Here is a 13,346-nt window from a genome sequence, read left to right as displayed (position 1 = left end):
CTGCCCATGGCCGTTATATTTAAGCTTTAGATTTTTATTTCTGATTTTCATGTTGTTTCCGCAAGAAAATCAGAAATAAAAATCCAACCCCAAAAGGCAACACTAAAATGACAAGAATGGTACCCAATGAATAGATTACAATGTCTCCACTCAGGCAAATGTTTTTTCCTTGGCATAAAAATCATGGTTACGACTTTTTTTATCATCCTTGCAACCATGCACACAGGCAATTGTGACGGGCATCCCCGCATTCTTGTGATGCCTTTTACTATTCATGCAGGAGAAGATTTAAGCTTTTTACAAGAGGGCGTTTCCGACATGTTGGTTTCGAATCTGGAAACTAAAAAGAATATGGTTGTCATGAGGATTTCAGATCCGGATCACGACATCCGTGCCCTTGCGCTTAAAAATACAGCTGATTATATCATCACCGGAAGCCTCATTGTACTGGGCAATCGAATAAGTACCAATATCCGTGTTCTGGATGGGGGGGATGTAGACCGCTCTGTATTGTCTTTTGCTCGAACCGGCCAACAACACTCAGATGTCTTTGCTCATCTGGAGGAACTGGTCTCCACAATCAACAGTCAATTAATTGAAAGCGGTAAAATGCTGAAAAAGGAATCGACATCCACCGCACCTGTTTCACACTCCCTTGAAATATCTACGCATACCCATGGAACGTACAAAGAATTACCCGGCACCCTCCCCCAAAAAGCATTGGTTGACAATCAGAACCGGATTCCCCGGGAAATCATACCCATTACAATGGATGGTATTCCTGAATTCAAAGCCCAGCTAAATGGTCTGGCAGCAGGCGATGTGGATGGCAACGGCACCATGGATATTGTTGTCATCACTGCCGATGACCTGTTGATTTATACCATGATAAAAGATCAATGGAATATCCTGGCCCAATTTAACGGTTCCGGTAATTTTATCGGGGTTGACACCGCAGATGTCAATGAAAATGGTAGAGAAGAAATTTTTATAACTAATTTTGACAATATGCAAAGTCGAGCGAGTTCATTTATACTGGAATGGGATGGCAACACATTTCAGCGGCTGGCAACGCATATGCCCTGGTATTTCCGATCGATTACTATCTCACATGGAAATAAAATACTGGTGGGGCAGCGCCAGGGGATGGAGGCTCTCTTTGGTGAGGGCATCCATAAAATGATATGGCGGGACAACAAATATATCCCAGGAAAAGCGCTGCCGCTGACACGGCAACTACCCATTTTTGGATTTGCCTGGGGCACCGTCCGTTCTACAAACAGTCGGGACGTGGTATGCTACAATCCGGACAATTTTGTGGAAATCCAGAATCAGGCTGGAGAAACGGTGTGGTCTACCAGTGAAAAATATGGAGGGGGGGTAAATTCAATTTCATATACACCTGAAGATCAATGGGATGAAAAAAACATTGTTTTCCTGCCCCCAAGAATACACCTATATGATATTGATGGCGACGGTATCCAGGAAATGATGGTCATCAATAATGAGTCGGAATTCGGTATCAGCTCACTTGTTGGGAAGCGGTCTTACAACAAAGGGCGATTGGAGTGGCTTAAATTTTATGGCCAGGGAATTCGACCGGCCATGCAAACTTTGAATGTATCCAAATTTATTGCCGATTCAGCTCTTGTGGATATGGATGGCGACGGCAGGCTTGAGATGGTGGTCGCAGTGGTCAAACAGGCCCGGGGAATAAAAACCAAAGGCAGAAGTTATCTGACTTTATTTCCATTATAGTAAGGGGTATTTCTTATCAAAAAACAAACGCATCCAAGAATGAGATACCTATGAAAAACGATTGGGAAAAATATATTGAGAACATAAATTTCGGTTCGGATTCCAGGCTGGCCAAATTGATCAGCCATGTGGAGAACCGCAAACCCGGGTGGAACAAAATACTGCAAGTTATTTTTCCAAAGACCGGCAACGCCCGTGTTATAGGTATTACAGGCTTTGGTGGTGTCGGTAAAAGCACGCTCACCGGTCAACTGGCCACAATACTGGCTCAACAGGGAAAAACAGTTGGTATCATAGCCATTGATCCATCCAGCCCCTTCACCGGCGGTGCCCTTCTGGGGGATCGCATTCGCATGCAGGTAAGTTCCCATTCCAGCTCAATTTTTATTCGTTCCATGGCATCCCGGAATTTTCCAGGTGGCATTTGCAGGGCGGCCATGGATACCATCCGCATCATGGATGCATTTGGTAAAAATTACGTGCTGGTAGAAACAGTTGGAATCGGCCAAAACCAAGTGGATATCACAGATATTGTTGAATTGGTTATGCTGGTGTGCGCTCCAGGGCAGGGTGACAGTATCCAGGCTCTTAAATCCGGCATTCTTGAAGCGGCTGATTTGTTTGTGGTAAATAAGGCAGACCTGCCCGGTGCCGATGCGGCAGCCCATGAAATTCAGTCCATGCTTTCACTGGAGAACCCATCCGGGCACAAACCACCTGTACTGAAGGTATCTGCATCCCAGGGTGAGGGGATATCCGCCATTGTCGACAATCTCCATGAGTTATTATCCTACCACCAAAAAAGAAGCGAGAAACACAGCACTTTAATCCGCAGAGAACTGCTTGAACTCTTACAAAAACAACTGGCCGATCACTTTACCCAAAACTGTTTACCAACGGGTGAATTTGAACGAGCGGTTGAGCGAGCGATGTCTCGTTGTCAGGACACTTACACCGTTATTGATGATTTGATTTTTCAATATTTCCCCCCGATGCCTTGAAACCCGCTCATCGGCAAATCAGCCCCTTTCCTTGGGGCAGGGATGGACAAAATTAATTTTTGCATTAAATTATTCATCAAGCGTTCATAGGGGACTGTCAATTTAAAAACTTAAAAAGATATTTTTAAATTCAGTATGCGCTTAACTTGACAATAATTGATTGGGTAAAAGAGAACATTGATGAAAGAGAAAAAAACAAAAAACGATGCCGGGAAAAAACATTCAGGCAAAGAATCCAAGCCGCTAATCGAAGATGCATACAGAAAAATAAAAATGCTAATTTTCCAAAGAAAACTTGTTCCCGGGCAACGTCTTGTCTACAACGACCTGGGCAAATTGCTTGACATGTCTCGTACCCCGATCATCAACGCCCTTAACAGACTTGAGCAGCAGGGGCTTGTCATTTCTGAATCATATCGAGGATTCTGTGTCAAACCCATGAATATCCAGGAAGCTTGGGATGCGTTTGGTCTGCGTGAAGCCTTAGAGACCTATGCCGTTGCTGAGGCAATAAAAACAGGTGGTCCCCAGGACATGCAGGAACTCGAAAAAAAGCTCCGGGCCCATGAAGACTATGCCCCCAATTATTATGATCAAAAGAAAATTTTACTGGATGCGGAGTTTCATTTGCAAATTGCCAGGATGACCCGAAACCGCATCTTGACATGGCATTTAAAAGTCAATCTGGAACATGTTTATCTCAGAGCCAATTTAGATGCTTACAACAAGGCTCGCATGGAAGAGGCCCCCAAAGAACACCAGCGCCTTATCTCACACATGACAAGAAAAGATGTACTTGGAAGTGTAGAGGTCATTCGTAATCATATTATCAATGACAGGGACAATGTCATCGCCTGCCTCTCCGAGCAGGATCTGGCAATGGAAGATGAGCTATAGAGTTGCTGTATGAGTTTCTTTTGCTCAAGGCTTAAATTAGGAAAAACCGTCTCCGGCCGGATATGCGCAAATATACCCTTCTGGGCATTTCGAATCCATGAAGGGTGCCGCCCACAATCACCACCTTTTTCCCCACCGGCATATATACATCTGGGCGGAGCTGAAAAATTTGAGAAAGAATTTAAGCTGGTTATGCATGTCCCCGTCGGGCGGCCACCTCGGCAATGAGCTTTGCCATTTCCCATAGATGGCAATCAACAAAAGAATCTGAGTAAATTCTACACTAAATGAGATTGGCATGGATAGCCCATAGCGTAGGATTACGTCAATCGCCACTACGAACATCATAAGTGCTACGCAGGCACCGCCCAAATAAGTGAAGATTTTGCCGATGGGCTGTGGAAACCAATTATCATTTTTTGAAACCAACGCCATTGCATATCTCCCAATAGTAAGTTTTCAATAAGCTCGGTTTAACGATTAAGCTTTTCGCCCTTTCGACAATTTTTTTCCGGGTAATCCTTCTTTTACTCCGGAATAGCAGGACTGGATTGATGGGACCTCGGCCATAAAAATCGGCATCAGTGAGAAGCTGGGCTCCTTTTATCTACATAAATTGACTCATGTACTCGTATCTCTTCCCGCTTCCTGTCCTGTGTCTCTACGTTTTTTTGCAGAAGGACAAGAGCTCCCGCTGTAAATATCCCCACGATCGCATTGGCACCGCATATCTCACTGATACTCCAGTGCATATCAAGCAGATACCCGCCAATAACCGGGGCCAGCATAGCTCCGGTTTTGGCAACGGCATAGGCCCAACCAATAGCTGTGCCTCGTATATCTGCAGGGTAAGCAAGAGCGGCCACAGTGAGTGTGCCGGTCTGACTGCCGTAAATGAATAATCCGCAAATTACGGACAGAACCGTAATGAGCATAAAAGAACCATTTTCTGCACCAATTCCAAAGGCGACTAAACTTGTAGCAGCCAGTATGAAGCCGATCTGAAGGACACGAAACGGATTGTAGCGATCTATCGTTCGCCCGATGAAGAGAGAGGAAATAATGGCACCAAGAGAGAGGAATGCAAAGCCAATACTGTATTGTTGTACAGTAGCCCCTGAATTTTTTAGCAGGGTTGGTGCCCATGTGTTGAGTACCCAAAGAAGATAAAGCGCACCCGTTCCGATAATCCATAAAAGCAGGGTGGTCGTTGCTCGTCCTTCTGTGAACAGTCGTTTTATTGGAGTACCTGAGCTGACATCTTCGGTACTGATAAATTCGATAGAGGTATCATTGGGAATGGACTGATTAATTTTTTTGACAATATGACGGATACGTGCATTGTCCTTAGCGCTGTTACGGGAGACCAGAAATTCAAGGGATTCCGGTAACAGAAAGGCAATGAAAAAGCTCAGCACAAATGGAGCCAAACCGCCGATCATAAACAGAGACTGCCAACCATATTGAGGGATGAAATAAGCCGCCAGTAATCCGCCCATCATTGCCCCTGTGGGCATACCTGTATACATGGTTGCAACAATAAAAGCCCTTGATCGTTTAGGAGCATATTCAGAGGAAATGGCAAGGGAATTAGGAATGGCACCGCCAAGACCTATACCAACCAAAAATCGATAAATAGCAAGCGCTTCGGCGCTGGTAATAGTTAGAGTCGCCAGGGTAAAAAAACCGAAAAGCACCGTGCAAAAAAAGAGCATCCATTTACGGCCCCAACGGTCGGCGAGTGTGCCCAAAACAAGCGCCCCGACCAGGGGGCCGAGTTGACCGGCTCCGAGCGCTATCCCCAGAGAATATGAAGTGCAGTGCAGATGTTCAGAAATTTTTGGAAGGGCTACGCTGATCACAGTCAGGTCGAATCCATCAAGCAAACATATAAGAAAACACAGTGAGCAGACACGATATTGAAATAATGAAAATGGTATTTCGTTAAACATATCCCCTACACGAATATTTTGTTTCGACACCTGGAAGCCCTCCACATTGAGTATAAGTTGCTAAGAAAAAAAATCAATACATGCTTTTTTGCCTTTTAACATGCGACATTATTTAATTTTTTATATGAAACTCCGACCAGACATTTGGAATCATTAGTGTTTCAATCTTCGTTGTGGCAGCTGGTTACTGCCATGTGGGTTATATAAAATTTGTAAATTCTCAATAAGTCAGGGCATTCAGGTGATTCTTTTGAATATCCCCTGGGTTTACGGCCAAAGAGGGCTTTATCACTCCCCACCCCGGTGTTATTGAGAACTTACTAAAATTTTGTCTAATAATTTTGAATTGTTGGGGTTCTCAATTTTCGTTGTGACTGGTGCTTACAACCATTTATGTTTTTTTATATGAAAAGGTAGCCTTCAAGTCTACCTCAGCAGAGCCCCTCCCCCGATGGGCAATAGGAACCGGACAATCGAGCTGTCGACAGTTCCGGTCCGGGCCCATTGACCGTCATAATGCCATTTGGCTCCGCGTCTACAACCCAATATTCGTTGTGTTCGTAAGGACATGGCCGTTATAAAAAAGAATAAATCAATTTAACATTCTTTCATGCTTCGTTGCGGGCATAAAAATAAGGTCTGCCCATGGCAGTTGTATACACACCTATAAATTTAATTAAATTATAAGAAGCGCTTTTAACCAAAAGCCTTACAAATTATCAATATTTTTTTGAGTCTATAATAGAGATCTATCTTTTTAAATTTTATATCAACATGTTATCACTATAAATAAATTTGAGCATTATATCAAACAACAAATACGCCTTGACAATACACCACTATTTCATTAAATTTAAAATTAATATAAACAGTGAATAAAACATATTTACCTGCAAAATAAAGAAAACGAATGTGCATAGCCTTACTAAATTTAGCGTTTTGACGCCCAGGTAAAAGCATGAGCTGTTCGCTGGCCGCTTACAGATATCGGGTAGAGCCAAAAGTTCATCAGTATGCTAAGCGTGTCTGTTGCAACTTTTGGTTGGAAGGCGAGCGCAGTAAGTCCCTCCAACCAGCACTTATCATACCCGATGAACGGTTGCAAATTCAGCTATCAAGGGAGAACATTTTTTGTGATGAGTCATCTGGATAAGCTTTTCAAACCTAAATCAATTGCCGTGGTTGGAGCATCCAACAATCAAGATAAGGTTGGTTATCAGTTGCTGTATGCTTTAAGGAACTTTCCCGGCAAATTATTTCCAATCAACCCAAAGTCTGAGGAGATACAAGGAATAAAAGCGTATTCCAGCCTTAAAAAAATCGGTCATCCCATCGATGTGGCAGCGTTATGTATTCCGGCCAAAGCCTGTCTGCATGCAATCGAGGAAGCAGCTAAAGCCGGGGTAGGCGTGATCGTTATTACTGGAGGGGGGTTCGCTGAGGCGGACCATGAAGGGCAATCCCTGCAGGATGAAATTGTCGCTGCCTGTCGGCGACACGGAATTAGGTTGTTAGGCCCCAATACAGCTGGTTTTTTCAATCCAAAGCTGGGTGTCATGGCAAATTTTAATCCCCTGGTCAGTTATTTTCCATCAGGGGATGTGGCGATTGTTTCCCAAAGCGGTTCCATGAGTATTGTTCTTGGCACCGTGCTTCAGACCAATCGCCTCGGAATAAGCATCGGAGTTGGCGTCGGCAACAGCCCGGATATTTCAGCAGGCGAGATACTGGAATATCTGGCCGACCACCAGGAGACAAAAGTAATTGCGGTATATCTGGAAGGGGTCGTCGATGGACGAAAAATCTATGACGCTATCGCAAAAACAACCCCCAAAAAACCGGTGGTTGTATTTACCGTCGGCCAGGCGGATATCGGTCAGTTTGCCGCTTCCCATACCGGTGCCCTTATGGGTTCTTATGCGCTTAAGAAAGCTGCTTTAATTCAGGCCGGAGCTGTCGTTGTTTCATCGAGCAATGATCTTATTGATGCTGCTCATATTCTATCCAAAATGCGGCTTGCTCCAAATCCAAATCCCGGAATTGGGATATTGTCCGGGCAAGCTGGTCCTGCCCTGATAATGACTGACTATTTGCGTGGCCATAAAGTAAGTGTTCCGGAATTAGAGGTGGCAACTGTGGATGCGATACGAGAAGAGCTGCCGATAAAAACATTTATAAAAAATCCGGTTGATACAGCTCGGCCCCTTCATCATATTTTTGAAAATGTCTTTTCAAAGATAGCGGCAGATGCAAATATCGATGCAATGCTGACCTACGCCATGTATGAGCCCATGTGCGTGGACCCGATAAAACTTTACCAAAAAATGCAACAAAGTATTAACAAACCAATGATATTCGCAACCTCGGGTGCACCGGAAGATCTTGCTACAACACTGCGTGATCTTGGCTCAATAGATATTCCCGCCTTTTCTTCACCGGAGCGTGCCGCGATCGCAACCTGGGCACTGGTGGAAGATTCCAGGGCTTTATACCGAAAACAGCATCAAAGTAATGCAAGGGAACAAAAGCTTCCCATTGAACCATTGCCGGGCAACCTTGATGAAGCTGAGGCCAAAACGTTACTGACAAAATTAAATATTCCAATACCCAAAAATAAAATATGTAAAAACCATACAGAGGCCATTGCTGCTTTCAAGGAGTTGAAAAAGCCATGTGTTGTGAAAATTCTTTCTGCAGCTATCTCGCATAAAACCGAGTTAGGCGGTGTTCACCTTCATATTAAAAACGAAACCCAGCTTGTTCACGCTTTGCAAAAAATTGATAACATCAAAACGGCAGATGAAAAAAAATATCTGCTTGAAGAAGAAGCGGCTCAAGGCCTTGAAATCATAATTGGCGGAAAAAATGATGATAGTTTTGGGCCAACGGTATTGCTGGGTATTGGAGGAACGGTGGCTGAAGCCATGGATGATATCAGCATTCGCCTGGCACCGCTTTCTCTTGATGATGCCATGGATATGATTGATGGGCTGAAACTCAGTCCTCTATTTGATGGATGGCGCGGGGGATCAAAGTACGATAAACAGTCCGTTGCCGATGCCTTGGTAAAAATTGCCTCTCTTTTGGTAACCCATGATGAAATAAAAGAAATAGACCTCAATCCTGTGAGGGTTTATGAAAAGGGAATAATGGTATTGGACGCACTGATAATTTAAAATTGCTCTTGAAAAGACAGGCGGACTGTGTCTCCGGTGGCAACTGAGCTTTCAGCCGCCCGTCCCTTAATTGTCGGCAATCATTTCGCCCAGCACTTTGAGCGCCTGGGATTTTATCTGTGTGAAATGCGCTTTTAATGCCTTACCTGCCTCTTCCATATCATGGGATACCACTGCATTGAAAATTCGTTGGTGCTGGGACCCCACAGGCTCTTTGGACTGTATAAAAAGAAGGCTTCCCCCATACTTGAGATACAGCAGGTCAAAAAGATATCGGAGCATCTGCACTTGAATTCTTCTTCCTGACAACCCCGCCAAAGCTAAATGGAACTCCTTGTCGTTCAACAATCGTTCGTTGAGATAAGGCTCCTCTTCGCGAGAAGGAACTCCTTCTGATTTATCCCTGCTTTTTAAAAGTGCTTGAAGTGCTCTAATGCCGTCTTCATTGAGATTATTAATGACATCCGGCAGCAGGGACACTTCAATCAGTTCCCTCATGTCATAGATCTCCGCAATCTCCTGCATGCTCATGGGTTCAGTGGAATAGCCCTTATTGGGCTCATACCTGACAAGCCCCTGGAATTCAAGTCGCTTAAGGGCTTGAATGATGGGCGTCAGGCTCATGCCAAGATGTTCTGCCAGCTGGCGATAGGATATTTTTCGGCCGGGAGGAATTTCATTGGTAAAAAGAATCTTTTTGATGCCTTCATAAGCAATTTGCGTGTGGTTGGAGTCTGACTTGGTGGGTTTATTTTTTTTTCCGGTCACGTATTTCTTTGCCTTTCATAAGAAACTCCGTCCAATAGGCTGTCATGATTGAAGTTTCATTTTTCGTTGTGGCAGGTGCTTCTGCCATGTTGGTTTATAAAAAAGAGTAGGTAAGTCTAACACTCTTTCATGCTTCGTTGTGGGCAGAACGAGATCAAAATAAGGTCTGCCCATGGCAGTTATTCAAAATTAAGATCTCAATTCGTGCATCAAAAATTCTCCTTGTCCATGCTATATGTATCGATTTTTTGATCCGGTATCCATTAAGCAAAAACGCAAAGAACGTATGATTGACAAGATCATAATGTAAAATTTCAAATTTAATCAAAAACCAAAATACCTGTAACGATTCAAATTGTCAATCATCATATATTTTTTAAATTCATAATGTGCTGAATATATATGATGTTATCTTCAAATCATGCCCATTTAAAATATAATATTAAAAAAAACACTTGACACATGCGAAAGCAATTGATTAATGTTTATTCAAATTTGATTAAATTTAAACAAAAAATATATTTAAAAAAAATATAAATTCTTATTCTTAATAAAATAAAGTATTTAAAATTATATAATTTAATTAAAAATATATTTTTTCCTAAATTTCAAGGTCTGATTTTGCATAATACCAACACATTAAATCATAGGAATACAAATATGAAAGGTGCAGAAGTTCTTGTCAAAATGTTAGCGCTTTATGAAGTCGAGGTGATATTCGGTGTACCCGGTGACACAAGTATCCCCTTATATGAAGCGCTCTATGATTCAAAGGACGGCCTTCGGCATATCATGGCCCGGGATGAGCGCTCCGCTTCATTTATGGCAGATGCCTATGCCAGGATCTCTCACAAGCCGGGCATCTGCGAATGCCCCAGCGGTGCCGGGGCGCTTTATTCTCTTCCCGGGGTGGCAGAGTCAGATGCCTCTTCCGTGCCCGTGATCCTTCTTACCTCGGATAACGCCATCAATGGGGAGGGTAAAAAGACCATTACAGAACTTGACTGCCAGCGATTGTTCGAGCCGGTTACCAAATGGTCCTGCCTGGTCAAAGACACTTCCAGAATACCGGAGATTATCCGGCGGGGATTCCGGATTGCCACAACCGGTCGTCCCGGGGCTGTCCATCTGGCCATCCCCCAGGAGAGCCTGAAAGGTACATATGAGCAGGAAAGCGAAACGATTTATAGTGAAGATGAATGCGTAAGTTATCCGGCCTTCAGGACCCGGGGCAGTAGAACCGGTCTTGAACAGCTTGCCCGGGTACTGAATACCGGGGGGAAAACGGTTATCGTCGCAGGGGGAGGTGCCAAACATTCCCAGGCGGAAATGGAAGTGAAGTCATTGGCCGAGCGAATGCAGATACCGGTGGTGACAACCATTTCCGGTCAGGGGATCATGCCTGATGACCACCCCATGGCCCTGGGGGTGATCGGGGATAATGGGTTCCATCCCCATGCCATTCGGGCCGTTGAAGAGAGTGAGACTCTGCTGTATGTTGGATGTAAAATCGGCTCCGTATCCACCATTAAGTGGACCCTTCCTTCCTACAATCCCCATAGAAAAATACTTCAGATAGATCTTGACCCGGTGATGCTGGGTAATAATTACAGAAACAGCATCAGTGTGGCCGGGGATGCCAAGCTTGTTCTCAGGGATCTGCTTCTCCTTTTGGAAACTGCCGAAAGCAGAGAATATCCAACAACCTGGCTCAATGATCTGAACCACAGTCGGGAACTTTTCTGGCAGGAGTCAGAAAAAAATATACGCTCCGCGGCCTCACCCATTAAGCCCCAGCAGGTGATTGAATGCATGAACAGATATCTGGCACCGGGGGCCATTGTCATTTCCGATGCCGGTACACCGACTCCCTATATCACCCGGTATTTAAAACTGGTGGATCATCAATCCACATTTATTATCCCCAGGGCCTTTGGGGGGTTGGGGTATGCCATTCCCGCCGTAGTCGGAGCCCATTTTGCCCGGCCGGATGCGCCCCTGGTGGGATTGTTCGGTGACGGAAGCCTCGGCATGTCAGCCGGTGAGCTGGAAACCCTGGTTCGGCTGAATATTCCGGCGGTTCTGATTCACTTTAACAATGCCTGTTTCGGCTGGATCAAAGCCCTTCAGGCCCTGCATGCCGATGGCAAGTTCTTTTCCGTTGATTTCTCACCCACGGACCCGGCAAAGGTGGCAGAGGGGTTTGGAATGACCGCCATGAGGGTTACATCGCCTGATATGCTTGATTCTGTTTTTAAAACAGCCTTTTCATCGTCAGGTCCTGTTTTCATCGATGTAATCACAGAGTCCGAGGTAACCGAACTGCCGCCGGTCTATTCCTGGATGGCCAAGAAAAACAAAACTTGATGAAAATCAGAGGCAGGAACTTAACCCATACACACAATAAGGCACAGCGCTCAAAAGGAGATATATAGAGATGGAAATAGTAGTTATCGGCGGGGGATGGTCAGGATGTGCTGCAGCAATTGCGGCTAAAAAACAGGGGGCAAATGTCACTCTGCTGGAACGAACAGACATGCTCTTAGGCACAGGGCTTGTCGGCGGAATCATGCGAAATAACGGGCGATTTACGGCAACAGAGGAGTTGATTGCCATGGGAGGGGGTGAGCTTTTCCAGCTGATTGATACCCATCTGCTGCACAAAAATATTGATTTTCCCGGTCATCGCCATGCCAGCCTGTACAATGTCGGCACCATGGAACCGGCAGTGCGCAAGTATCTGACGGCCCGGGGCGTGACCGTGAAATTGAGCAGCCGCATCACCGATGTCGCCATGGATGAAAATCGAATCAGATCCGTTACTGGAAAAAGCCACAAGGAGCCGTTTGAACTTCAGGGAGATGTGTTCATTGACACAACCGGTACGGCCGGGCCGCCTGCTTTGTGCATCCAGCATGGGCAAGGGTGTGCCATGTGTATTCTCCGGTGCCACAGTTTTGGGGGCCGGGTGAGCGTGGCCCAAAAAGCCGGAGTCACGGAGATGGTGGGCCGCAAACCGGATCAGACCGGTGCCATGAGCGGCTCCTGCAAATTGCACAAGGGGTCATTGTCTCCTGAAATTCAGGAAATGCTTGAAAAAGAGGGAAAGGCTGTTATCCCCATTCCGACATCACTTCGAACCGAAGAGAAGTTAGCCATGAAGGCCTGCCAGCAATATGCCATCAAAGCGTTTGCAGAGAATATTGTGCTGCTCGATACCGGCCATGCCAAGCTTATGAGCCCGTTTTTTCCCCTGGATCGGTTACGGGAAATTCCCGGTCTTGAAAATGCAAGATATGAAGATCCCTATGCCGGGGGAATTGGAAATTCAGTCCGATTCATGGCCATGTCTCCCCGGGACAACCATCTCAAGGTGGAGGGGGTTGAAAATCTGTTTTGTGGCGGTGAAAAAGCAGGGCTTCTGGTGGGCCATACCGAGGCCATCTGTACCGGAACACTGGCAGGTTTTAATGCGGCCAGGAAAGAAAACAAAACCATGACATTACCTGAAAGCCTGGCAATCGGAGATGCCATTGCCTATGTACGCAATCAGATGATCGACCACAACCGGCTGGATTTAAAATTTACATTTTCAGGGTCGGTTCTTTTTGAACGAATGCAGGAAAAGGGGTTGTATACCACCGATATTGACGTCATTAAAAGAAGGGTATCAGATGCAGGACTTACGGATGTATTCCTAAAACAATAACCGCCACGGGCGAATCAAAATTCCGTTCCGGGTTCACCCATAAAAAAGGATGAAAGCTATGTTAGGCATGCCTATGCTTTCATAT

At 45.1% G+C, this 13,346-nt stretch carries 8 protein-coding genes; 6 read left to right on the top strand and 2 right to left on the bottom strand.

Going from position 1 to position 13,346, the window contains the following annotated elements; genetic code table 11:
* Positions 1-126 precede the first annotated feature (126 nt).
* The 3 genes from ACYQ2M_RS11240 to ACYQ2M_RS11230 all read left to right on the top strand — a co-directional run bounded on the left by ACYQ2M_RS11240 (position 127) and on the right by ACYQ2M_RS11230 (position 3,656).
* Entirely contained in the window at positions 127-1,758 is a 1,632-nt protein-coding gene (locus ACYQ2M_RS11240) for a hypothetical protein (RefSeq protein WP_459916436.1), read from the top strand.
* Between the two features lie 50 nt (positions 1,759-1,808).
* A complete protein-coding gene (meaB, locus tag ACYQ2M_RS11235) occupies positions 1,809-2,759 on the top strand; it encodes a methylmalonyl Co-A mutase-associated GTPase MeaB (RefSeq protein WP_459916435.1) in 951 nt (316 codons plus the stop codon).
* A gap of 180 nt (positions 2,760-2,939) precedes the next feature.
* Positions 2,940-3,656, top strand: coding sequence for a GntR family transcriptional regulator (locus ACYQ2M_RS11230; RefSeq protein WP_459916434.1), 717 nt, complete (start codon positions 2,940-2,942; stop codon positions 3,654-3,656).
* 581 nt (positions 3,657-4,237) lie between these two features.
* Here ACYQ2M_RS11230 and ACYQ2M_RS11225 read toward each other — a convergent pair.
* The gene (locus ACYQ2M_RS11225; protein ID WP_459916433.1) at positions 4,238-5,638 is read right to left on the bottom strand and encodes an MFS transporter; all 1,401 of its coding nucleotides are present in this window, start codon (positions 5,636-5,638) and stop codon (positions 4,238-4,240) included.
* Between the two features lie 1,106 nt (positions 5,639-6,744).
* Here ACYQ2M_RS11225 and ACYQ2M_RS11220 point away from each other — a divergent pair.
* Positions 6,745-8,784, top strand: a complete 2,040-nt coding sequence (locus tag ACYQ2M_RS11220) for an acetate--CoA ligase family protein (protein ID WP_459916432.1) — start codon at positions 6,745-6,747, stop codon at positions 8,782-8,784.
* Positions 8,785-8,850: 66 nt separating this feature from the next.
* Here ACYQ2M_RS11220 and ACYQ2M_RS11215 read toward each other — a convergent pair whose 3' ends face one another.
* Entirely contained in the window at positions 8,851-9,552 is a 702-nt protein-coding gene (locus ACYQ2M_RS11215) for a GntR family transcriptional regulator (RefSeq protein WP_459916431.1), read from the bottom strand.
* Positions 9,553-10,212: 660 nt separating this feature from the next.
* On the opposite strand from ACYQ2M_RS11215, the gene ACYQ2M_RS11210 reads away from it, so the two are divergent.
* A complete protein-coding gene (locus tag ACYQ2M_RS11210; protein WP_459916430.1) occupies positions 10,213-11,919 on the top strand; it encodes a thiamine pyrophosphate-binding protein in 1,707 nt (568 codons plus the stop codon).
* 70 nt (positions 11,920-11,989) lie between these two features.
* A complete protein-coding gene (locus ACYQ2M_RS11205) occupies positions 11,990-13,261 on the top strand; it encodes an FAD-dependent oxidoreductase (protein ID WP_459916429.1) in 1,272 nt (423 codons plus the stop codon).
* Positions 13,262-13,346: the final 85 nt, after the last annotated feature.

The sequence above is a fragment of the Desulfocicer niacini genome, assembly GCF_054657595.1.
This window is presented reverse-complemented; position numbering and strand designations above follow the sequence as displayed.